This is a genomic window from Streptomyces sp. NPDC058274, assembly GCF_042881375.1.
Classification (GTDB): domain Bacteria; phylum Actinomycetota; class Actinomycetes; order Streptomycetales; family Streptomycetaceae; genus Streptomyces.
The window spans coordinates 90,142-111,277 of record NZ_JBHVXW010000003.1 but is presented as its reverse complement, the minus strand read 5'-3'; the positions used below and the strand labels follow the sequence as shown (position 1 = coordinate 111,277).

The window sequence follows — 21,136 nt, the reverse complement described above, 5'->3', positions numbered from 1 at the left end:
AGGTCCTAGCCGTTCTCGTGCTTGGCGCGGCTCGGCTGCACCCGTTTCGGCTCGCCCGGCATCTTCGGGTATTCGGGCGGATACGGCAGGTCCCCGAGCCCGTGGTCGTGTTCGTCACGGGCGGCGAGCTCCAGCAGGGCCTCGAGGGAGAAGGCGTGGTCGTCCATGTCCGCGTGCACATCGCCCAGTTCGGCGAAGCGCCCGGGCATGGTCGCCAGGTCGAAGTCCTGGGGCACGGCGTCGCCCACCTCGTCCCAGCGCAGGGGCGCGGAGACGGGCGCGTGGGGGCGGGGGCGTACGGAGTAGGCGGAGGCGATGGTGCGGTCGCGGGCGGTCTGGTTGTAGTCGACGAAGATCTTCGCGCCGCGCTCCTCCTTCCACCAGGCCGTGGTCACCTGCTCCGGCATGCGGCGCTCCAGCTCGCGCCCGGCGGCGATGGCGGCCCGGCGTACCTGCGTGAACGTCCAGCGCGGCTCGATCGGCACGAAGACGTGCAGGCCCCGGCCGCCGGACGTCTTGGGCCAGCCGCGCAGATCGCCGTACTCGTGGAGGACGGCGCGCAGCTCGTGGGCGGCGCGCACCGCGTCGCCGTAGTCGGTGCCGGGCTGCGGGTCGAGGTCGATGCGCAGTTCGTCGGGGTGGTCGACGTCGTCGCCGCGCACCGGCCACGGATGGAAGGTGAGGGTGCCGAACTGGGCGGCCCAGACGACGGCGGCGACCTCGGTCGGGCACATCTCGTCCGCGGTGCGGCCGCTGGGGAAGGCGATATGGGCGGTCGGGATCCAGTCGGGCATGTTCTTGGGCGCCCGCTTCTGGAAGAACGACTCCCCCGTCACGCCGTCGGGGTAGCGCTCCAGCGTGGTGGGGCGGTTGCGCAGCGCCCGCAGGATGCCGTCGCCGACGGCGATGTAGTACTGGGCCAGGTCCAGCTTCGTGAAACCGCGCTCCGGGAAGAAGATCTTGCCCGGGCTGGACAGGCGCACCGTCCGCCCGGCCGCCTCGAGTTCCACCGCATCGCCCATGCGAGCCACGGTAGGCCTGCCCCGCATCCCCCGCACACCGGAGGCATCCCGCAGGACGCACACCGGGCGCATCCCGGGAAATGCCCGCAGAATCAGAGCATGGATCTGCCGGTGATGCCTCCCGTGAAGCCGATGCTCGCCAAGTCCGTGGCGAAGATCCCGCCGGACATGCACTACGAGGCGAAGTGGGACGGCTTCCGGGCGATCGTGTTCCGGGACGGCGCCGAGATCGAGCTCGGCAGCCGCACCGGCAAGCCGCTGACCAGGTACTTTCCCGAGCTGGTCGAAGCACTGCGGGAGCGGTTGCCCGAGCGCTGTGTGATGGACGGCGAGATCGTCATCGCCCGGGACGGACGGCTCGACTTCGACGCACTGACCGAGCGCATCCATCCGGCGGACTCACGGGTGCGGATGCTCGCCGAGAAGACACCCGCCTCCTTCGTGGCCTTCGACCTGCTGGCCCTGGCCGACGAGAAGCTCCTGGACGTGCCGCTCGTGGACCGGCGCGACCTGCTGGCCGGAGCCCTGTCCGCGGCCGACGCACCGGTCCATCTCGCGCCCGCGACGACGGACATCGAGGTGGCCCGGCAGTGGTTCGAGCAGTACGAGGGCGCCGGCCTCGACGGGGTGATCGCGAAGCCGCTGACCTTGCGCTACCGCCAGGACGAGCGACTGATGTTCAAGATCAAGCACGAGCGCACCGCGGATGTCGTGGTCGCCGGCTACCGCCTCCACAAGAGCGGCCCGATCGTCGGCTCCCTGCTCCTCGGCCTGTACGACGACCAGGGCGCCCTCCAGCATGTCGGGGTGTCCGCCGCCTTCACCATGAAACGGCGCGCGGAGCTGGTGGCGGAGCTGGAGCCCCTGCGCATGACGGACTTCGGGGCGCACCCGTGGGCCGCGTGGGCGGATGAGGCGGCGCACGAGTCGGCCCGGCTGCCGGGGGCGCCGAGCCGGTGGTCGTCGAAGAAGGACCTGTCCTGGGTGCCGCTGCGGCCCGAGCGGGTGGTGGAGGTGGCGTACGACCACATGGAGAACGGGGCGCGTTTCCGGCACACGGCCCGCTTCCGCCGCTGGCGCCCGGATCGCACCCCCGAGAGCTGCACGTACGGCCAGTTGGAGGAGCCGGTGCGCTACGACCTCGCGGAGATCTTCGGTTCCCGGGGCTGACGGGGGACCGCGGCCCCGGCGCGCGCCACCCTCGCACCGGGTGACATCCGCCCGGGGGCCGCTGTGCCTCGCCGGACGACATTCCGCCGGGGACCGCTCCGGCTCGCCGCCCGGCAGCCGCAAGGGCCGTTCCACGCTCTCGCGACAAGCCCGGCCCACCGCCGCGGGGTCCCCGCCGCGCCCGTTCCCCGGGAGCCGCTGAGCCGACCGGCCCACAGAGCCGGCCCCGATCCGCTGAGCCAATCAGCTCTGTGGACGCGCGCAATCAGAAGCGAGCGGGTATGGGCATCGATGAGCGTATAAGCGCACAATCGACACACAGGACATGGTGGCCACGGTGGGCATGGGACAGAAGGCTCGGATGCGGCGCGGTGTGATGACGGCGGCGCTGCTGGCGGCCGCGGTGACGGGCTCCCTGATGACGGGCTGCACCGCCGGCGGGGGCCCGGCCGACGACGGGCGCGGCCGGCACCCGGAGCAGACGCCGGGGCAGACCCAGACGGCGAGCGCCGGTCAGGTGCTCGCGGTGAAGATCGACAACGTGAGCGCGGCCCGCCCCCAGACGGGTCTGGGCGAAGCCGACGTCATCTACGCGGAGCAGGTCGAGGGCGGCCTGAGCCGGCTGATGGCGGTGTACGCGACCGCGCTGCCGAAGGCCGTCGGGCCGGTGCGCAGCGCCCGCGAGTCGGATCTGGAACTGCTGCACCAGTTCGACGACCCGACGCTCGCCTTCTCCGGGGCCCAGCACAAGCTGCTGCCGCTGATCGACGAGGCGCCACTGCGCGCGGTGCGTCCCGAGGAGAACTCCGACGCCTACTACCGCGGCAGCGACAGAGCGGCTCCGCACAATCTCTATCTGCGGCCCCAGAAGCTGATGGGGTCCGCACCGGGCGCGAGCGCGCTGACGACGGGCTTCCGCTTCGGTGCGGCGCCCGCGGGTGGCACCGCCGAGAACACCCGCACCGTCCGCTTCCCCTCCGCCCGGTTCACCTTCACCTGGTCCGCCGAGCGGCAGCGCTGGCTGGTGTCGATGGACGGGACGCAGACGGTCTCGGCGGACGGCAAGGCGGTGGCCCCGGCGACGGTGGTCGTGCAGTACGTGAAGGTGCGCACCTCCAAGTTCCACGACGTGCTGGGCAACAACACGCCGTACACGGAGACCGTGGGGTCCGGAAAGGCCCAAGTGCTGCGCGACGGGCGGGCCTTCGACGCCGAGTGGACGCGCCCGTCGGCGACGGACGGCACGGACTTCACGACGGCGGACGGCAAGCCGATGAACTTCGCGAACGGTCAGGTGTGGGTGGTGTTCGCCAAGGCCTGACCAGTACGTACGAACACGCGCGGTGGGCGGCCGATCGCCGCCCACCGCGTCACGGCGGGCGGCGGCGTGGCTCCGAGGGCAGAGGCGGGACGGGCCCGGTCGAGTGCGGGGAGCGTATGCAACAGGTCGGGCTCTTTTGTGCGCTTTCTGTATCCATGCGCTCTCGCTCGTGCCTCGTCACCTGCGTCTTGTTAGCGTGACCGTCGTGTAGGTGTCCGTACACGACCAACATTCGGGGGGACAAGGTCATGGCGTGGGAAGAGTGGGAAGAGCTCAAGGCGCAGGCGGCTGCTCGGGGCTCGACGCCCATGCGGGTGAACCAGCTGGCCCCCTTGGACGGGGCGGCCGGGGCCCGTCCCGACTGGTACTGATGACGACTCCCACCCACGCTTCCGCGTCCGCCACCCTCCCCCCGGCCTGGCGCCGGAGGGCGCTGCTCGTGCCGGCTCTGGTCGCCGTGTCGATCGGACTCCTGGTCGCGCGCCTCGCCTTCGACGGCGACACCTTCCAGAACTGCCGCTATCTCGGCCCGTCCACACGCATGTACGTCACCTCATGGGCGGGCGTGCTGTGCACCGCGGCCGCCCTGTTGCTCCAGCTGTCCCTGAGCCGCGGCGCACTCCGCAGCGGCTCACGTACAGGGGCGGTCTGGCAGGGGCGCCTCGCCCTCGCTGCCGCGTGCCTCGCCCCGCTGGTGTTGCTGGCGCAGCTCGCGACGCTGTACTGGCTGTACGCGTCGGATCCGTCCGGAGGTCAGGACTGCTCCGGGCTTTTCCTGCTCCGTACGGCGCCGTGGTAGCGGGTGACGCGCTCTCGCCTGCTGCCTCCGCCGGACGGCGGGCCTTGATCAGAGCTTGCTCACGCCTTGCTCGTGACGAGGGGTTCCGCCGGGTTGCGGAGCCCCTCCGCCGCGTCCGAGACGCGCTGGATGAGGTCGAAGAACAGGGTCCGCTCCTCGGCCGACAGCGGGGCGAGGAAGACCTGGTTCATCCTGGCCGTGCGGACGGTCAGCTTGCGGTGCGTCCGCGTGCCCTCGTCGGTGAGGCGCAGCAGGAAGCGGCGGCCGTCCTGCGGATCGCGCACCTTGTCGAGCAGACCGCGCCGGCCGAGGCGGCTGATGACCTCGGCGATCGTGGACCGGTCCAGGCCCACCCGCTCCCCCACCGTGCGCTGGTCGAGTCCCGGCTCGGCGACGAGCGCGTTCAGGACCGCGAACTGCGGCGAGGTGATCTCCTCGGAGACCATCGTGTTCCACAGCAGGTAGTGCGCCTGCTGCAGCCGCCGGGCCAGGTGCCCGGGGTGCGTGGAGAGGTCCACCGCGGCCATGTGCGCTCCTCGGCTCCAGGTACGCGCGAGCTACGCGGCATACGGGTCGTATTCGTTGGTGCACTGAACGATACCCGGACGCGACATCGCCTGTCCCGTGGACCTACGAGACTCCTACCTGTGCGATCTCTTGGAGCCTTGACGGGCGAGGGATCGGGTGGCAGCGTGTTTGTCACCTCGAAGAAATAATCAGTGCCCTGACTAATTGAGGTGCTGGAGGCTCGGGAGAGATGGGGCTTCACGGATGGACAAGGTGGTCGACACAGCCCTGGAGGCGGTGGCCGATGTACCGGACGGCGCGACTCTCGCGGTGGGCGGATTCGGGCTGAGCGGTGTGCCGAACGTGCTGATCCAGGCTCTGTACGAGCGCGGGGTCTCGGGGCTGGGCGTGGTCTCCAACAACTGCGGGGCGATGGAGTCGGGTCTCGCGGTGCTCCTCGCGGCGGGGCGGATCGCCCGGGTCACGGGGTCGTACATCGGCGGGAACAAGGAGTTCGCCCGGCAGTACCTGGCCGGTGAGCTGGAGGTGGAGATGATCCCGCAGGGCACCCTCGCCGAGCGGCTGCGGGCGGGCGGCGCCGGGATCCCCGCGTTCTACACCCCCGCCGGCGTCGGCACGCAGGTCGCCGAGGGCGGACTGCCGTGGCGGTACGACGGTTCCGGTGGTGTCGCGCTGGCCTCGCCGCCCAAGGAGGTGCGGGAGTTCGAGGGCACCGAGTACGTACTGGAGCACGGCATCCGCACCGACTTCGCGCTGGTGCGGGCCGCCAAGGGCGACCGGCACGGGAACCTGGTCTTCAACAAGTCCACCCGCAATTTCAACCCGCTGGCCGCGATGGCCGGCCGGGTGACGATCGCCGAGGTGGAGGAGCTCGTGGAGCCGGGCGGGATCGACCCGGACGCGGTGCATCTGCCGGGCATCTTCGTGCAGCGTGTCCTTGCCCTCACGCCCGAGCAGGCGAACGCGAAGATGATCGAGAAGCGGACGGTGTCGGCACCCCGGGCCGGCGGGACGGTGGGCGAGTGATGGCCTGGACACGTGAGGAAATGGCTGCCCGGGCGGCCCGCGAACTGGCGGACGGACAGTACGTCAATCTCGGCATCGGGCTGCCGACCCTGATCCCCAACTACCTTCCGCCAGGCGTCGAGGTGATCCTGGAGTCCGAGAACGGCATCCTGGGCACCGGCCCGTATCCGGCCGAGGACCAGGTGGACCCGGACCTCATCAACGCCGGCAAGGAGACGGTCACCGTCCTGCCCGGCGCCTCCTACTTCGACTCCTCGCTGTCCTTCGGCATGATCCGCGGCGGGCACATCGACGTCGCCGTACTCGGTGCGATGCAGGTGTCCGCGGGCGGCGACCTCGCCAACTGGGCCATCCCCGGCAAGATGATCACCGGCATCGGCGGGGCGATGGACCTCGTGCACGGTGCCCGCACGGTCATCGTCGTGATGACCCACACCGCCAAGGACGGCTCCCCCAAGATCCTTGAGGAGTGCGCGCTGCCGCTGACCGGCAGGGCCTGTGTCGACCGGGTGATCACCGATCTCGGTGTCCTCGACGTCGCCGAGGACGGCCTGGTGCTGAGGGAGACCGCGCCCGGCGTCACCGTCGAGGAGATCATCACCAGGACAGCCGCCAAGGTCCGCGTCGCGGACGGACTGGCCGAGGAGGTCACGTCGTGAAGGACGTCTACATCGTCGATGCGGTGCGCACGCCGTTCGGCAGGTACAACGGATCGCTGGCCGCCGTCCGCCCCGACGACCTGGCCGCCCACGCCATCCGTGAACTCCTCGCCCGCACACCCGCCCTGGACCCGTCACGGATCGAGGACGTGTACGTCGGCAACGCGAACGGCGCCGGCGAGGACAACCGCAACGTCGCCCGCATGGCCGTGCTGCTGGCGGGCCTGCCCACCTCCGTGCCCGGCGTGAGCGTGAACCGGCTCTGCGCCTCCGGTCTCGAAGCCGTCATCCAGGCCGCGCGGGCCATCGCGGTCGGCGACGCCTCCATCGCCCTGGCCGGCGGCGTCGAGTCGATGACCCGCGCCCCCTACGTCCTGCCCAAGAGCGACCAGCCCTTCCCCGCCGCCCACGCCGAGCTGTACTCCACCACCCTCGGCTGGCGCATGGTCAACCCGGGGATGAACCCGCAGTGGACCGTCCCGCTCGGCGAGTCCGCCGAACTCATCGCCGAGAAGCACAAGATCACCCGGGAGCAGCAGGACGAGTTCGCGCTGCACAGTCACCACAAGGCGGCCGCCGCGCAGACGGCCGGGCTCTTCGACGGCGAACTCGTCCCGGTCTCCGTCACGCGCCGCAAGGGCGACCCCGTCGTCTTCGACGCGGACGAATGCGTGCGCGCCGAGGCCTCCCTGGACGCGATGGCCAGGCTCAAGCCGTCCTTCCGCACCGAGAACGGAACGGTGACGGCCGGCAACGCCTCCCCGCTCAACGACGGCGCCGCCGCACTGCTCCTCGTCGACGACGAAGGGCTGAAGGCCACCGGCCGCGAGCCGCTGGCCCGGGTCTCGGCGAGCGGCGTCTCCGCGATCGATCCGCAGTACTTCGGACTCGCGCCCGTCGAGGCCGTCAACCGCGCACTCAGCAAGGCCGGCAGGACATTCGACGACCTGACGACTCTCGAACTCAACGAGGCCTTCGCCGCGCAGGTGCTCGGCTGCGTGGCCGAGTGGCCCGGGTTCGACCAGGCCGTCCTCAACCCGCAGGGCGGCGCCATCGCCCTCGGTCACCCCCTGGGCGCGTCCGGCGCCCGGCTCGCCGGCACCGTCGCCCATCAACTCGCCCGCGAAGGCAGCGGAGTCGGCGTCGCCACCCTCTGCATCGGCGTGGGCCAGGGCCTCGCCCTCGTCCTCGAGCGATAGGAACCCACCCATGGCTCTCACCCAGTCGGACATCGACGCCGAGATCGACGACATCCAGAACGCGTACGACAAGGCGGTGGCCGGCGGAGCGCCGGTACGCCACCACCCGCCGCGCGACTACGCGCCGTACCGCAGCTCGGTGCTGCGCCACCCCAAGCAGCCGCTCGTCGCCGTCAGCGGCGGTGACCCGGAGACGGTCGAGCTGTCCGGGCCCGTCTTCGGCCCCACCGACATCACCGAGACCGACAGCGATCTCACGGTCCAGCACCAGGGCGAGCCGCTCGGCGAGCGCATCACCGTCTCCGGACGGCTGCTCGACAGCGATGGCCGTCCGGTACGCGGTCAGCTCGTCGAGATCTGGCAGGCCAACGCCTCCGGCCGGTACGCCCACCTGCGCGACCAGCACCCGGCCCCGCTCGACCCCAACTTCACCGGTGTGGGGCGGACCCTGACGGATGATCAGGGACGGTACCGCTTCACCACGGTCAAGCCCGGCGCGTACCCCTGGCGCAATCACACCAACGCGTGGCGGCCCGCGCACATCCACTTCTCGCTGTTCGGCACGGCGTTCACCCAACGCCTCGTGACGCAGATGTACTTCCCGAACGACCCGCTGTTCCGTTACGACCCGATCCTGCGGTCGGTGACCGACGAGCCGGCCCGGGACCGGCTGGTCGCGGCGTACCGGCACGACCTCTCCCAGCCCGAGTTCTCGCTCGGCTACGAGTGGGACATCGTCCTCGACGGTCCCTCCGCCACCTGGATCGAGGAAGGTCGCTGAACGCCATGAGCGAGAAGCTTCTCCCCACCCCGTCCCACACCGTCGGCCCGTTCTACGGCTATGCCCTGCCCTTCCCGGAGGGCGAGCAGGTGGCCCCGAAGGGGCACCCCGACACGATCACGCTGCACGGGTACGTGCTCGACGGCGCGGGCCGGCCGGTCCCGGACGCCCTGCTCGAGTTCTGGCAGGCGGCCCCGGACGGATCGCTGGAGGGCGTGCCCGGGTCCCTGCGCCGTGACCCGGTGACCGGCGGCCACCTCGGCCGCAACGGCACCGACTTCACCGGCTTCGGCCGGGTCGCCACGGACGCCGATGGCCACTACTCGCTGCACACGCTGCCGCCGGGCAACGCCGGGCTGCCGTACATCAGTGTGTGCGTGTTCGCGCGCGGGCTGCTGCACCACCTGTTCACCCGCGCCTATCTCACGGACGGCGTGGACCCGTTGCTCGACTCGCTGCCGGCCGGCCGACGCGCCACGCTGATCGCGAGCGAGGGCACGAACCGGACGTACCGTTTCGACATCCGCCTTCAGGGCGAAGGCGAAACGGTCTTCCTGGAGTTCCAGTGACAGCTGACGACCCCGCCGACTCCGACACCGGCCTGCTCGCGCCCGGATGGGCGGGTACCCCGGCGGCGTCCGCGACCGGCGACACCGCCTATCTGCGGGCCCTGCTGGACGCGGAGGCCGCGCTGACCCGGGCGCAGGCGGCGCTCGGGCTGGCCCCGGCGGAGGCGGCCTCGGCGGTGTCGGGCGCGGCCGACGTGACGCGTTTCGACGTACGGGCGATCGCGCTGCGGGCCCGGAGCGGCGGCAATCCGGTGATCCCGCTCGTCGCCGATCTGACGGCGGCGGCCGGCCCGGAGCACGGCCCGTACGTCCACCGGGGTGCCACCAGCCAGGACATCATGGACACCGCGGCGATGCTGGTGGCCGCCCGCACGCTGGACCTCGTCCTGGCCGACCTGGAGCGTACGCAGCGAGCGCTGGGCCGGCTCGCCGCCCGGTACCGGGATGCCGCGATGCCCGGGCGGACGCTCACGCAGCACGCTGTGCCGACGACCTTCGGTCTGAAGGCGGCGGGGTGGCGCTCGCTGGTCCTCGACGCCAGGGACCGGCTCTCCGCCGTACGCGCCTCGCTGCCGGTCCAACTCGGCGGCGCGGCGGGCACGTTGGCGGCGTTCGCGGTGTTCGGGGCGGAGGCCGCGCGTGCCGGCCGGGGCCGGGACGGGAGTCCGTCGGGGGGCGCGGCGCGGACGCCGGCCGGCACTGCGGGCGAGCCCTCCGGCGACGGCGCAGGCGCAGGCGCAGTCACGCCCGCACCGACACCGGTGGACACTCGAGCCCTGATCGCCGCGTACGCCCGTGAACTCGGCCTGGCCGAACCGGTGTTGCCATGGCACACCCTCCGCACCCCCGTCGCGGACCTGGCCGGAGCACTCGCCTTCACGGCCGGTGCCCTCGGCAAGACCGCGGTCGACGTGCTCACCCTCGCGCGTACCGAGATCGCCGAAGTCGCGGAGGGCACCGGCGGCGGCTCGTCCGCGATGCCGCACAAGGCGAACCCCGTACGGGCGACCCTGGTGGCGGCCGCGGCCCGCCGGGCGCCGCAGCTCGCCGCCACTCTCTACGGGTCGATGGCCGCCGAGGACGAGCGGCCGGCCGGCGCCTGGCATGCCGAGTGGGAGCCGTTGCGTGAGCTGCTGCGGCTGGTCGGCGGCGCGGCCCATGACGCGGCGGAGCTGGCCGGAGGCCTCCAGGTGAACACCGACGCCATGCGGGAGCACCTCGGCCTCACCCATGGGCTGATCGTCTCCGAACGGCTGGCCGCCGGACTCGCGCCCGTGCTGGGCCGGCCGCGTGCCAGGGAACTGCTGACGCGGACCGCCCGGCGTGCCGTCGCCGAGGACCGCACCCTCCTGGAGCTGCTCCGCGAGGAGCCGGAGCTCAAGGACCTCGACCTCGGTGACCTCACCGATCCCACCCGCTATCTCGGCTCCGCCGGAGCCCTCACCGACCGTGCCCTGGAGCGACCTTGACCACCGAGCCGTCCGGCACGCTGCTGCACCACCGGGCCGAGGGGCCCCACGCGGCTCCCCCACTGCTCCTCGGCCCCTCCCTCGGCACCTCCACGGCGCTGTGGGACCAGGTCGCCCCCGAGCTGTCCGTCACCCATCGGGTGATCCGCTGGGACCTGCCGGGGCACGGCGACTCGCCCGCGGACCTGATCGGCCCGGGCGCGACGGTCGGCGACCTCGCGGGCCTGGTCCTCGCGCTCGCCGACGCGCTGGGCATCGACCGCTTCGCGTACGCGGGCGTCTCGCTGGGCGGCGCGGTCGGTCTGCACCTGGCCGTGTACCACCCGGAGCGCGTCGCGTCCCTCGCCGTCATCTGCTCCTCCGCGCACTTCAACGGCTCCAAGCCGTGGCAGGAACGCGCCGGGCTGGTCCGCCGGGAGGGTCTGGCGCCGGTCGCGGCGACCGCCGACGCCCGCTGGTTCACGCCCGGCTTCACGGTGCCGCGGCTGGTGGCGGACCTTCGCGAGGCCGACCCGGAGGCATACGCCGCCTGCTGTGACGCGCTCGCCGCGTTCGACCTCCGGGACCGGCTGCCGGCGATCGGGGCCCCGACCCTGCTGATCGCGGGCCGCGAGGACCCGGCGACACCGCCCGCGCATCTGCGGGAGATCGCGGACGCGGTGCCCGGCGCCTCGCTCACCGAGATCGCGGGTGCCTCGCATCTGGCCCCCGCCGAGCGCCCGGAAGCCGTGCTCGCCGCGCTGCGCGGGCATCTGGACGGACTGGCGCGGCGCGGTATGGAGGTACGCCGTCAGGTCCTCGGCGATGCCCATGTGGACCGCGCCCAGGCCCGGCAGACGCCCTTCACCGCCCGCTTCCAGGACTTCATCTCGCGCTACGCCTGGGGCGAGATCTGGACGGACCCCACGCTCTCGCACCGCGAGCGCAGCCTGATCACGCTGACGGCGCTGGTCGCACACGGCCACTCCGACGAACTGGCGATGCACGTGCGGGCGGCGCGGCGCAACGGACTCACCCCGGAGGAGATCGGCGCGGTGCTGCTCCAGACCGCGGTGTACTGCGGTGTCCCGGCGGCCAATTCGGCGTTCGCGGTGGCCCAGCGGGTGCTGGCGGAGGAGGACGCGGACGGGGGTTGAGGGTTCCCCGAGGGCGGCACGGCCGGGGCCGAGCCGATCGGAGCTAGAAGCCCTTCAGCGCTTCCTCCGCCTTCGCCGCCAGGCCGTCCGCCCCGCACGAACGGGCCAGTGTCAGGCCCTTGTTGAGCTCCATGGCCGAGCGGGAGACAAGGCCGTACTCGACGCGGGCGGCCGCGTGTTCGTACTGGCAGGGGGAGGCCTCCAGGTAGGTGACCGCCTGGGCGGCCAGCCGTACCGCCCGCTGGCCCGACTCCAGGGCCGCCGCGCAGCGCAGCGCCTCACCGATGGCGGTGTCGGTGCCGAAGCGCTCGGCCTGGCGCCGGGCGTCGGCGGCCACCGCCGCCGCGCGCACCGGGTCGTCGACCGCCAGCGCCCTGGCCAGGTCGACCGCCCAGGGTGCCAGCACCGTGTTGTGGTGCCCCCGAGCGGTGGCCGCCTTCTCGGCCGCCTCCAGTTCGTTGATGCCTTCCTTGGTACGGCCGAGGGCCAGCAGCAGCCGGCCGCGGACGGAACGGGTGTCCGGCAGCACGATCGTGGACGGGTACGGCGGTGCGAAGCCGAACCGCTCGGCGAGTTCCGCGGCCTGCCCGACGTGGCCTCGGGCGAGGAGCGTGTCGATGAGGCCGCAGGTCGAGGACCAGTACAGGGGCAATCCGCGGCCCACGCGTTCGGCCAGGCGCAGCGATTCGCGCTGGGCGGCCTCCGCCTCGACGAGGCGGCCCCGCCTGCGGTGCGCGAGGCCGAGATAGGCGTGGGCCAGGGCGAGATGGCCGCCGCTCCAGCCGGCCGACTCGTAGGCGCGTAACGCTTCGCTGAACAGGCTCTCCGCCCGGTCGAGCCGGTCCGCGTAGGCGTACGAACTGCTCAGCATCATCAGGAGCTCGATGCCCCACTCGGTGTCGGTCCAGCCGAGTCCGGGTGCGAGGCGGCCGTTGACGAGGGCACGGTCGCAGAGTTCCACGACCTCCTCGGCGTTCTCGCCGCGGGTCATCGCGTCGAAGCCGCGCAGAATGAGCAGCGCGCGCTCGGAGTTGTCCCGGCCGGTGCACGTCCCGGCGAGTTCGGCGAGGCCGCGGGAGCGCCCCGGGGACCCGTCCTCTCCGGCGTGGATGCCCTCCCACATGTAGTGCACGGCCTGCAGGCGCATCCGGGCCGGCCCCGGTTCGAGGCGCGCCGCCTCGGCGTCGACCGTGCGGACGGCCTCCTCCAGCTGGTCGTTGTGCAGGAGGGCCTGCGAGAGGCGGTAGACGGCGTCGACGCGCAGTTCGCCTTCGAGGCCTCGCATGTCGAGCGCGGCACGCAGGTGGCCGATGGTCTTGGCGGGCGCGGTCAGCAGGGTGGCGCAGCCCAGTTCGTAGAGCACGCGCGCGTGGATGTCCGGCAGGGGCGGTTCGCGCAGGGCGCGCTCGAGACAGCGGCGGGCCGCGTCGGGGGCACCGACGGCGAGGTGTTCGCGGGCCGCGTCCCGCATCTGCTGGACCAGCTCCGGATCGTCGTCCGGGTGTACTTCGAGGAGGTGCCGGGAGGCCGCCGCGGGCCCTCGGCCGGACTCGGTGACGGCCCAGGCCGCCTGGCCGTGCATCGCGGTGCGCAGGGCGTCCGGGATCGAGCGGTAGACGGCGCTGGCGATCAGCGGGTGCACGAACTCCAGGTCGCCTTCGGGTACTTGGTCGTTCGCGGGCGGGCCGGTGGTGAGAATGCGGGCGGCGCCGAGCAGTTCGGCGCAGCGCAGCCCCTCGTCACGGGGCATTCCGGCGAGCTGGGCGGCGAGGTCGAGGGAGATCTGGGTGCCGAGGATCGCGGCCGCCCACGCGAATCGGGTGGCGTCGACGCCGAGGCCTTCGAGGCGCGCGACGAGGCCGCGGCCACGGGCCGAGCGGTTCAGGGCGCGCAGTTCCGCGGCGGATCCCTCGGCCGGGTCCAGCTCGCTGTCCTGCACCTTCGCGAGGAGTTCCACCGTCTCGTACGGATTGCCGCCGGTGACCGCCCACACCTCGCGGCAGAACGGCGCGTCGGCGTGCTCGCCGAGTGTGGCGCGGGTGAGCCCGGCCGTGGCGTCGGGGGTCAGCGCGCTCAGCTTGGTGATCGTGCTTCCCGCGGCGGCGACCGTGTCGAGGTGGCCTGCGCTCTGCCCGCCCGCCTCGCCGGGGCGGCGGGCGACCACGACCAGGACGGACAGGTCATTGAGTCGCTCGGCGAACGCGGCCAGCCAGCGCAGGGTCTCCTGGTCGGCCCAGTGCGCGTCGTCGATGAGCAGCACGAGCGGCCACTCGCGTCTGGCCAGCCGGCGCACCGCCGCGACCAGTCCGTCGCACACGCCCTGCGGGTCGGGCTGCCGGTCACCCGGATCCGTCACACCGAGGGCGGGCCCGGCGATGTCGTACCAGTCGCCCAGATACTCGCGGGCCTCCTCCGGCATCAGCGAGACCAGAGCGGGCTGCAGCAACTGGCGTACGACGTTGAAGGGAACGGACGTGACGGTCTCGCCGCCGCGTGCCGACCACACCGTGCAGCCGCTGCTCTCCGCGATCCGGCGCGCCTCGGCGAGGAGTGCCGTCTTGCCGAGGCCCGCCTCACCGGTGAACACCAGCAGACTTCCCGAGGATGCCGAGTCCGCGCGCAGGGCGGTGATCGCCGCCTCGACCGTGGCGACTTCCCCGGCGCGTTCCCACAGGGCGCCCGAGGCGACCACTCCGGGCCGTGCGTCCGTCATCCCGCTACCTCCCCAGGCGTCGCCCGAACGACGTACAGATATCGAGCCTAGCCCTCCGGAAGGCGCGGTGGAGGCCGGTCACGGCCACCTGTTGCCGTGTCGGGTGACGGCGGGTGTCCCAAGGCGACGCGCCGGGGCTCCGACCAGCCGCCGTGAAAGTTATTGACAGTCAACAGCCCCTGAAATGAAGCTAATTTTCCAACATCAGCGGGGGCCGGCCCGGTCCCGGCACCCGACCGCCCCGCTTCGGCCAGGCCCCCGGGAGGAGCCGACATGACCGCCCCCGTACACGGCCCGGACCCCAGCGCCGTCCGGCCCGAGCACTCCCGCCGCGCCCTGCTCGCGGGTTCGGTCGGCAACTTCATCGAGTGGTACGAGTTCGGCGTCTACGGCTACTTCGCGACGATCATCGCGGCGCGGTTCTTCACCCCCGAGGGCGGCAGCGAGGCGGAGGCACTGGTGAAGACGTACGCGTCCTTCGCGCTCGCGTTCTTCTTCCGGCCCGTCGGTGCCGCGCTGTTCGGGCGGCTCGGCGACCGGATCGGCCGCCGTCCCGTCCTCATCATGGTGATCGTCCTGATGACGGCGGCGACGACCCTGATCGGCGCGCTGCCCACGTACGCGACCGCCGGTGCCCTCGCCCCCTGGCTGCTCACCTTCCTGCGGGTGCTCCAAGGGCTGTCCGCGGGCGGGGAGTTCGGCGGGGCGGTCTCGGTGATGACGGAGTTCGCGCCGCCGGGCCGGCGGGGGCTGTACGGATCGTGGCAGTCCTTCACCGTCGCGCTGGGGCTGCTCGGCGGGGCCGGGGTGGCGGCGCTGCTGGCCACCGTGCTGAGCGAGGCGCAGCTGGGCGACTGGGGCTGGCGGCTGCCGTTCCTGCTGACGCTGCCGCTCGGTCTCGGCGCGCTGTGGCTGCGGTTGCGGCTGGACGAGACGCCGTCGTTCACGCGGGAGCAGCGGCTCGACAGCCCGCCGGGCCGTGCGGTCGCACGGGCGATCGCCCTCGGGGCCGGGCGCATCATGGGCTGGGCGGCGGCCGGCTACACCTTCCTGGTCGTGCTGCCCTCCTATCTGCAGAGCACGCTGAACGCGACCTTCCAGCAGGCGCTGCTCGCCACGGTCGTGGCCAATCTGGGCTTCGCGGTGACCATCGTCCCGGCGGGGCTGCTCAGCGACCGGATCGGGCGGCGCCCGGTGATGCTGACGGGCGCGCTCCTGGTCACCGCGCTGGCCGTCCCGCTGCTCAACCTCCTGCAGGACGGCGGCACATCGAACGCCGTGAAAGGCGCGGCGGTGTTCGTGGCGGGCGCCGTCGTCGGGCTGATGGCGGGGCCCGGTCCCGCGATGCTCTCCGAGATGTTCCCGACGAGCGTGCGCTGCACCGGCCTGGGACTCGCCTACGCCCTGTCCAATGCGGTCTTCTCGGGCTGCGCCGGCCTCATCATCACGGAGACGATCAAGCGGACCGGGAGCGTGGACATTCCCGGGTACTACGCCGCGGCCACCTGCGCCGTCAGCGTGTTCGCCCTGGCCACGCTCCGCGGGAACGGGCAGCGGGAACAAGGGAGTTGAGCACGTGCGGGTGATCGGCCTGATGTCCGGGACGTCGTACGACGCGATCGACGCGGCGGCTGCCGCCCTGACCCTCGACGGGGACAGCCTCGTCCTGCGGCCGCTGGGACTGGTCAGCGAGGCGTACGACGACGAGCTGCGGGAGGCGCTCGCGGCGGCGCTGCCCCCGGCGGCCACCAGCCTCGCCGAGGTGTGCCGGCTGGACACCCGGATCGGGCAGGCCTTCGCGGCGGCGGCCGTCCGCGCCGACCGCGAACTGTGCGACGGCGGAGCCGAGTTGATCGCCTCGCACGGCCAGACCGTCTATCACTGGGTGGCCGAGGGACGGGTGCACGGCACGCTCCAGCTCGGGCAGCCCGCGTGGATCGCCGAGGCGACCGGCCTGCCGGTGGTCGCCGACTTCCGTCCTCGTGACATCGCCGCCGGTGGTCAGGGGGCGCCGCTGGTGAGCCTGGTCGACCTGCTGTGGCTGCGCGGCCGGCCGGGCACCCCGGTCGCGCTGAACCTCGGCGGCATCGCCAACCTCACCGCACCCGACGGAACGGCCTTCGACACGGGTCCCGGGTGCGCACTCGTGGACGCCGCCGCACGGGGCCTGAGCGGCGGGCGGCTCGCCTACGACGTGGACGGCGCCCTCGCCGCCCGGGGTACGGTCCACGAGCCGCTGCTGCGGCGGCTGCTCGACGAGCCGTACTACGCGCTGCCCGCCCCCAGGACGACGGGCAAGGAGCTGTTCCATGCCGGCTATCTGCGGGACGCGCTGGCCGGCCTCGGCACGCTGCGGGCCGAGGACGTCATCGCGACCCTGACCCGGCTGACCGCCCGGACGGTCGCGGACGCCGTGCGCTCGGTGCGGGCGACGGAGGTGATCGCGTCCGGCGGCGGCACCCGCAATCCGGTCCTGATGTCGATGCTGGGCGCCGAACTTCCCGGTGTGCCGCTGCGCAGTTCCGACGAACTGGGTCTGCCGTCGGCCGCCAAGGAGGCGTACGCCTTCGCCGTCCTCGGTTTCCTGACCGCGCACGGACTGGCCGGCACCGATCCGGCGAGCACCGGGGCCCGGCATCCCAGCGTGCTCGGCTCGCTCACCCCGGGACGGGACGGGCTGCGGCTGCCGCCGCGTGCGGACCGGCGCCCGGTGCGGCTCGTCCTGAACTGACCTCTGCGGGAGGGCCTCTCATCCGCCTTTCACGCAGGGCTCATACGGTGGACCCATGACGCAGGTGACTCCCCCCGGCTGGTACTCCGACCCCGGGCAGACAAGTGACGCTCCGCCCACCGAGCGCTGGTGGGACGGCAAGGAATGGACGGAGCAGACCCGTCCCGTCGGATCGGCCGCCCCCTGGGGTCCGCCGGCGCATCCGCCCGCGGCCGGCGGGTATCCGGGCCAGGCGCCTGCCTCCGGGCGGCGCGGACTGCGCACCGGCATAGCCGTCGCCGTGGCCGTCGCGGTCCTCGCGGGCATAGGCGGCGGTGTGTACGCGCTGACCAAGGACGACGGCAGCAGCAGCGCCGGCTCCCAGGTGCCGGCCGCCCCGCCCGGCGGGCAGGGCGGCACGGAGACCGCGCCGGGCGGTCCCGGCGGACCCCCGGGAGGCTCCGGCGGCCAGGGCGGACGGACGCCCGCACCGGGTCAGTCCGGACAGCCGCAGCCACAGACCGAGGACGGCTATGCCACCGACATGCTGGGCGGCATCGCGATTCCGGTGCCCGACGGCTGGACCGGCGAGAGCGGCATGGGCACCGCCGCGGTGACGTCGAAGGACTCCTACAAGTGCCCCGGTGACACCTCCAAGGACTGCACCAAGGGCGGGGCGTACTCCGCGCCCGCGGTGGCGCTGAAGCTCAAGGCCACCACCGCCGAGGCCGCCGCCAAGGAGGACGTCTCCAAGAACGCCGAGGAGTCCTACGGCGGTACGACCTACGGCAAGATCACCTCACACCAGGAGCTGGACTCCAAGGCGGTGACCGTGGCCGGGCAGAAGGGCTATCTGGTCCGCTGGAAGGTCGTCACGAGCAAGGGCGACGACGGCTACGTCGAGTCGCTCGCCTTCCCCTCGCCGGCCGACTCCAAGACGCTGATCGTCGTCCGCTTCGGCGTCGACGTCAGCTCCAAGGCGACCGTGATCGACCAGATCACCAAGGGCATCAAGGTGGCGTCGGGAACGGGCGGCAACGGGCAGAAGGTGTAGGACACAGATCGGCCGGGTGGGGCGCCCCTCCGCTCAAGAGGAACCCCACCCGGCCGGGGGGTGCGCGCCGCCCCCGTCCCCACGGTGCGGCGCGGACAGGCCGTCGTCCGGTCATCCCGCGGACGGCGGCCTGAGTCTCAGGTCAGGCCGAGGGCCGGAATCACGACCGCCTCCACAAAGCCCTGGAGATACGCGGCGTCCGCGTACTGCCCCTCCAGTACGGGGCGGACCCGCAGGACGCCGAGCAGCTGGGCCGGGATGTACGCCAGCGCCGGATGATCGGCGGCGATCTCACCGCGGGCCACCCCGCGGTCGATCATCCCCTTGAGCGCGGAGACCTCGGGTTCGACCAGCGCGTCGCGCAGCGCCCGCTGCAGTTCCTCGTCCTGCATCATCGCGTGGCCGAGCGCCGAGAGCAGCTGGGTGTCCGCGCCCGACTGCTCGCCCGCCGCCCGCGCGGCCTCGCGCAGGTCCCCGGCGAGCGAACCGGTGTCGATGCCCGCGAACCGCGGACAGCGGTTGGAGCGCAGTGCGGCGGCCACGAACTGGGGCTTGGTCTTCCACTGCCGGTAGAGCGTGGACTTGCTGCACCGGGCGCTCGCGGCCACGCCCTCCATGGTGAGCGCCTCGTAGCCGCAGCCACGGATCTGTTCGAGCACGGCGTCGTAGAACTCCTGCTCACGCTCGGGCGTGATCTTGGAGCGGCGCGAGGCGACGACCGTCTCCGGTCCCTCCGCTGCCTGCGACGTCATGGCTCTTCTCCTCGCTCGGGTCGGACGATCGGCCGGGTGCTCCCACCCAGTGTATCGATACGTCAGTGTACCGGTACGGGGCCGTACCGGAACGCGACCGTATCGGTACACTGGCGTATCGGTACACTGACGTATCGATGAGCCTTGGACAGGATCCACACCCTGGCGTGGACCGTGTCCTGGGCTCACCAAGCACCACCCCAAGCAATGTCGTCAGCAAAGGGGCCGGGGGATGGATTCCCAGACCGAGCCTGCGGACCAGGAGCCGGACGCCGTACGGCGGCCACGGCGGGAGACCCCCGCACGGCCGTCGAGCGCACCCCCGGCATCGCGCGACACCCTCGCGCGGCCTCCCCTGGTGCGCGAGCTCCTGCTCGTCGTAGGACTCTTCGTCGTCTACAAGGCCGGCCGGCAGCTGGCCACCGGCCACACCGCCGAGGCGTTCCGCAACGCCCACCGGGTGTGGGACTGGGAGCGGGCCGCGCATCTGCCGGGCGAAGGAGCCGTGCAGAGCGCCCTGCTGCACAGCGACACCCTCGTCCACATCGCGAACACCTACTACGCGACCGTCCACTTCCCGGCCACCGCGGCCTTTCTGATCTGGCTGTATCTGCGGCGCCCCGCGCACTACGTGTGGGCCCGCCGGATCCTCGCCGCGGTCACCGCCGCCGCCCTGGTGCTGCATCTCACGTTCCCGCTCGCCCCGCCCCGGATGCTCGCCATGACGGGTCTCGTCGACACCGGGCAGGTGTACGGGCCGACGGTGTACGGGGCACGGCCCGCGACCGACTCGATGGCCAACCAGTTCGCGGCGATGCCGTCGCTGCACTTCGGCTGGGCACTGATGGTGGCGATCGGCCTCATCGCGGCGACCAGGTCACGATGGCGCCGGCTGTGGCTGCTCCATCCACTGCTCACGCTTCTCGTGATCGTCGGCACGGCCAACCACTACTGGCTCGACGCGATCGTGGCGGGCGCGCTGCTCGGCATCGCCCTCGCGGTGATCCACCTGCCGCACCGGACGGCGACGACCGCGGGACGCACCGGGCGCCTGGTCGGTGCCGAAGGCGCGGAATCCGTACCGGAGCTCGTAGGAGCGGGACGATGAGCGCCACCCTCGTCGCCGTCGTCCTGTCGCTGTTCTCCGCGGTGGCGTACGCAGCCGCCGCGGTGGCCCAGGAACGGCTCGCCGCCAAGGGGGCCGACACCGGCATCCTGCACCTGCTCGGCAACGGGGCCTGGTGGTGGTCGGTGACGCTCAACGCGTCCGCCGCGCTGCTGCACGTCGCGGCCCTCAAGTACGGACCGCTCACCCTGGTCCAGCCGCTCGGCGCGCTCACCCTGGTGGCCGCGGTGCCGCTGGGCGCGCGGGTCGCCGGACGGCGGGTCAGCTCCGTCGAATGGCGCGGGACGGCGCTCACGCTCATCGGGCTCGCGGCGCTGCTCGTCACGGCTTCCGGCCCGGCGCCCGAGGAGCTCCTCAGCGCGCCTCAGGCGCTGGCCGTCGCCGCCGCGACCGCGGCGGTGATCGGGGTGCTGGCGCGGCCCGGCGCCAAGCCGGGGCTGCGGCACGCGGGCGCGTCCGGCTTCGCGTCGGGTGTCGCCTCGGCGCTCACGCAGACGGTGACGGTGGCCGCGACCGACCGCACGGGCCCGCTGCTCAGTCCGCAAATCGTCGTCGTGGCCCTGCTGGTCGCCGCCTTCGCGACCGGCGGGCTGCTGCTGTCGCAGACCGCGTACCGCGGTGGTCTCGGCGCCCCGCTCGCCGTGGTGACGCTCGCCAACCCGGTCGCCGCCGCGGCCATCGGTCTGGTTCTGCTCGGCGAACGTCTGCAGGGCGGCGCGGCGGGTGTGCTGCTGGCCGCGGTGGGCGCGGGCGTCGCGGGCTGGGGTGTGGTGACGCTGTCGCGCTCGGCACCCGAGCCGGCGGCCGGGACGGCCCTGGACGACCACCCCGTGGCCGCGGTACTGGCACTCGAACCCGGATCGGCGGCGCAGGAGCCCTCGCTGGTGCCGCGACAGCCGAAGCGGCGGCCGAAGCGAGGACATCTCACACCGCTCTAGAAGTCCCCTCCGGGAGGCACCCCGGCCGGGCGGACCCCAACGGCACAGACGAGAAGGGGGGGTGGGGGCCCCCCCCACCCCCCCGCCGTACGCCCGGGTGGGCCGGGGCCGCCCCCCCCGCGGGGGTCGAGGGTAAGCCCCGGGTGGGCCGGCCGGGGGGGGGC

20 protein-coding genes are annotated in these 21,136 nt (G+C 72.8%); 16 read left to right on the top strand and 4 right to left on the bottom strand.

The features are described 5' to 3' along the window. Positions 1–5: 5 nt before the first annotated feature. Positions 6–1,022, bottom strand: coding sequence for a non-homologous end-joining DNA ligase (gene ligD / locus ACFVYF_RS07760; protein ID WP_389452415.1), 1,017 nt, complete (start codon positions 1,020–1,022; stop codon positions 6–8). Between the two features lie 99 nt (positions 1,023–1,121). Here ligD and ACFVYF_RS07755 point away from each other — a divergent pair, with 99 nt between their 5' ends. The 4 genes from ACFVYF_RS07755 (at position 1,122) to ACFVYF_RS07740 (ending at position 4,312) form a co-directional block, all read left to right on the top strand. After that, the gene (locus ACFVYF_RS07755; protein ID WP_389452412.1) at positions 1,122–2,192 is read left to right on the top strand and encodes an ATP-dependent DNA ligase; all 1,071 of its coding nucleotides are present in this window, start codon (positions 1,122–1,124) and stop codon (positions 2,190–2,192) included. A 343-nt stretch (positions 2,193–2,535) separates the two neighbouring features. Beyond that, positions 2,536–3,513 (top strand): DUF3048 domain-containing protein, encoded by a 978-nt coding sequence (locus tag ACFVYF_RS07750; RefSeq protein ID WP_389452409.1) that lies wholly within the window; start codon positions 2,536–2,538, stop codon positions 3,511–3,513. Between the two features lie 248 nt (positions 3,514–3,761). Beyond that, positions 3,762–3,884 (top strand): hypothetical protein, encoded by a 123-nt coding sequence (locus tag ACFVYF_RS07745; protein ID WP_389452406.1) that lies wholly within the window; start codon positions 3,762–3,764, stop codon positions 3,882–3,884. Beyond that, entirely contained in the window at positions 3,884–4,312 is a 429-nt protein-coding gene (locus tag ACFVYF_RS07740; protein WP_389452403.1) for a hypothetical protein, read from the top strand. The genes ACFVYF_RS07745 and ACFVYF_RS07740 overlap by 1 nt, the downstream gene beginning before the upstream one ends. Positions 4,313–4,371: 59 nt before the next feature. On the opposite strand, the gene ACFVYF_RS07735 is transcribed toward ACFVYF_RS07740, so the two are convergent. After that, complete coding sequence (locus ACFVYF_RS07735) at positions 4,372–4,839, bottom strand: MarR family winged helix-turn-helix transcriptional regulator (protein ID WP_389452400.1); 468 nt, start codon at positions 4,837–4,839, stop codon at positions 4,372–4,374. Positions 4,840–5,083: 244 nt separating this feature from the next. On the opposite strand from ACFVYF_RS07735, the gene ACFVYF_RS07730 reads away from it, so the two are divergent. From ACFVYF_RS07730 to pcaD, 7 genes are read left to right on the top strand one after another with little or no spacing between them, the layout of a single operon-like run. Further along, a complete protein-coding gene (locus ACFVYF_RS07730) occupies positions 5,084–5,866 on the top strand; it encodes a CoA transferase subunit A (RefSeq protein WP_389452397.1) in 783 nt (260 codons plus the stop codon). Next, complete coding sequence (locus ACFVYF_RS07725) at positions 5,866–6,525, top strand: CoA transferase subunit B (RefSeq protein ID WP_389452395.1); 660 nt, start codon at positions 5,866–5,868, stop codon at positions 6,523–6,525. Before ACFVYF_RS07730 ends, ACFVYF_RS07725 begins: the two co-directional genes overlap by 1 nt. Next, a complete protein-coding gene (locus ACFVYF_RS07720) occupies positions 6,522–7,724 on the top strand; it encodes a thiolase family protein (protein ID WP_389452392.1) in 1,203 nt (400 codons plus the stop codon). The genes ACFVYF_RS07725 and ACFVYF_RS07720 overlap by 4 nt, the downstream gene beginning before the upstream one ends. 10 nt (positions 7,725–7,734) lie before the next feature. Continuing rightward, entirely contained in the window at positions 7,735–8,505 is a 771-nt protein-coding gene (pcaH, locus tag ACFVYF_RS07715; RefSeq protein ID WP_389452389.1) for a protocatechuate 3,4-dioxygenase subunit beta, read from the top strand. Between the two features lie 5 nt (positions 8,506–8,510). After that, on the top strand, positions 8,511–9,074 hold the full coding sequence (pcaG, locus tag ACFVYF_RS07710) for a protocatechuate 3,4-dioxygenase subunit alpha (RefSeq protein ID WP_389452386.1): 564 nt from the start codon (positions 8,511–8,513) through the stop codon (positions 9,072–9,074). Further along, positions 9,071–10,543 carry an adenylosuccinate lyase family protein gene (locus tag ACFVYF_RS07705; protein ID WP_389452384.1) on the top strand — a complete coding sequence of 491 codons (1,473 nt, stop codon included), beginning with the start codon at positions 9,071–9,073 and terminating at the stop codon, positions 10,541–10,543. Before pcaG ends, ACFVYF_RS07705 begins: the two co-directional genes overlap by 4 nt. Continuing rightward, entirely contained in the window at positions 10,540–11,679 is a 1,140-nt protein-coding gene (pcaD, locus tag ACFVYF_RS07700) for a 3-oxoadipate enol-lactonase (protein WP_389452381.1), read from the top strand. Before ACFVYF_RS07705 ends, pcaD begins: the two co-directional genes overlap by 4 nt. Positions 11,680–11,722: 43 nt before the next feature. Here pcaD and ACFVYF_RS07695 read toward each other — a convergent pair whose 3' ends face one another. Then, positions 11,723–14,392, bottom strand: a complete 2,670-nt coding sequence (locus ACFVYF_RS07695) for an ATP-binding protein (RefSeq protein WP_389452378.1) — start codon at positions 14,390–14,392, stop codon at positions 11,723–11,725. A 273-nt stretch (positions 14,393–14,665) separates the two neighbouring features. On the opposite strand from ACFVYF_RS07695, the gene ACFVYF_RS07690 reads away from it, so the two are divergent. Genes ACFVYF_RS07690 through ACFVYF_RS07680 form a run of 3 tightly spaced genes read left to right on the top strand, consistent with a single transcriptional unit; the run spans position 14,666 to position 18,156 of the window. Next, on the top strand, positions 14,666–15,964 hold the full coding sequence (locus ACFVYF_RS07690; RefSeq protein WP_389452375.1) for an MFS transporter: 1,299 nt from the start codon (positions 14,666–14,668) through the stop codon (positions 15,962–15,964). A gap of 4 nt (positions 15,965–15,968) precedes the next feature. After that, positions 15,969–17,123, top strand: coding sequence for an anhydro-N-acetylmuramic acid kinase (locus ACFVYF_RS07685; RefSeq protein WP_389452372.1), 1,155 nt, complete (start codon positions 15,969–15,971; stop codon positions 17,121–17,123). Positions 17,124–17,178: 55 nt separating this feature from the next. Continuing rightward, positions 17,179–18,156, top strand: a complete 978-nt coding sequence (locus tag ACFVYF_RS07680) for a DUF2510 domain-containing protein (RefSeq protein ID WP_389452369.1) — start codon at positions 17,179–17,181, stop codon at positions 18,154–18,156. Positions 18,157–18,293: 137 nt separating this feature from the next. Here the strand turns inward: ACFVYF_RS07680 and ACFVYF_RS07675 are convergent, their stop codons facing one another. Further along, positions 18,294–18,908, bottom strand: coding sequence for a TetR/AcrR family transcriptional regulator C-terminal ligand-binding domain-containing protein (locus ACFVYF_RS07675; protein WP_389452367.1), 615 nt, complete (start codon positions 18,906–18,908; stop codon positions 18,294–18,296). Positions 18,909–19,140: 232 nt separating this feature from the next. Here ACFVYF_RS07675 and ACFVYF_RS07670 point away from each other — a divergent pair, with 232 nt between their 5' ends. Then, a complete protein-coding gene (locus ACFVYF_RS07670) occupies positions 19,141–20,016 on the top strand; it encodes a phosphatase PAP2 family protein (RefSeq protein ID WP_389452364.1) in 876 nt (291 codons plus the stop codon). Next, on the top strand, positions 20,013–20,972 hold the full coding sequence (locus ACFVYF_RS07665) for a DMT family transporter (RefSeq protein WP_389452361.1): 960 nt from the start codon (positions 20,013–20,015) through the stop codon (positions 20,970–20,972). The genes ACFVYF_RS07670 and ACFVYF_RS07665 overlap by 4 nt, the downstream gene beginning before the upstream one ends. Positions 20,973–21,136 lie beyond the last annotated feature (164 nt).

What these genes read in the sequence shown, in the direction of transcription:
- ligD (WP_389452415.1), bottom strand. Translation starts at nt 1,022, where the DNA reads ATGGGCGATGCGGTGGAACTCGAGGCGGCCGGGCGGACGGTGCGCCTG.
- ACFVYF_RS07755 (WP_389452412.1), top strand. Translation starts at nt 1,122, where the DNA reads ATGGATCTGCCGGTGATGCCTCCCGTGAAGCCGATGCTCGCCAAGTCC.
- ACFVYF_RS07750 (WP_389452409.1), top strand. Translation starts at nt 2,536, where the DNA reads ATGGGACAGAAGGCTCGGATGCGGCGCGGTGTGATGACGGCGGCGCTG.
- ACFVYF_RS07745 (WP_389452406.1), top strand. Translation starts at nt 3,762, where the DNA reads ATGGCGTGGGAAGAGTGGGAAGAGCTCAAGGCGCAGGCGGCTGCTCGG.
- ACFVYF_RS07740 (WP_389452403.1), top strand. Translation starts at nt 3,884, where the DNA reads ATGACGACTCCCACCCACGCTTCCGCGTCCGCCACCCTCCCCCCGGCC.
- ACFVYF_RS07735 (WP_389452400.1), bottom strand. Translation starts at nt 4,839, where the DNA reads ATGGCCGCGGTGGACCTCTCCACGCACCCCGGGCACCTGGCCCGGCGG.
- ACFVYF_RS07730 (WP_389452397.1), top strand. Translation starts at nt 5,084, where the DNA reads ATGGACAAGGTGGTCGACACAGCCCTGGAGGCGGTGGCCGATGTACCG.
- ACFVYF_RS07725 (WP_389452395.1), top strand. Translation starts at nt 5,866, where the DNA reads ATGGCCTGGACACGTGAGGAAATGGCTGCCCGGGCGGCCCGCGAACTG.
- pcaH (WP_389452389.1), top strand. Translation starts at nt 7,735, where the DNA reads ATGGCTCTCACCCAGTCGGACATCGACGCCGAGATCGACGACATCCAG.
- pcaG (WP_389452386.1), top strand. Translation starts at nt 8,511, where the DNA reads ATGAGCGAGAAGCTTCTCCCCACCCCGTCCCACACCGTCGGCCCGTTC.
- ACFVYF_RS07695 (WP_389452378.1), bottom strand. Translation starts at nt 14,392, where the DNA reads ATGACGGACGCACGGCCCGGAGTGGTCGCCTCGGGCGCCCTGTGGGAA.
- ACFVYF_RS07690 (WP_389452375.1), top strand. Translation starts at nt 14,666, where the DNA reads ATGACCGCCCCCGTACACGGCCCGGACCCCAGCGCCGTCCGGCCCGAG.
- ACFVYF_RS07680 (WP_389452369.1), top strand. Translation starts at nt 17,179, where the DNA reads ATGACGCAGGTGACTCCCCCCGGCTGGTACTCCGACCCCGGGCAGACA.
- ACFVYF_RS07675 (WP_389452367.1), bottom strand. Translation starts at nt 18,908, where the DNA reads ATGACGTCGCAGGCAGCGGAGGGACCGGAGACGGTCGTCGCCTCGCGC.
- ACFVYF_RS07670 (WP_389452364.1), top strand. Translation starts at nt 19,141, where the DNA reads ATGGATTCCCAGACCGAGCCTGCGGACCAGGAGCCGGACGCCGTACGG.
- ACFVYF_RS07665 (WP_389452361.1), top strand. Translation starts at nt 20,013, where the DNA reads ATGAGCGCCACCCTCGTCGCCGTCGTCCTGTCGCTGTTCTCCGCGGTG.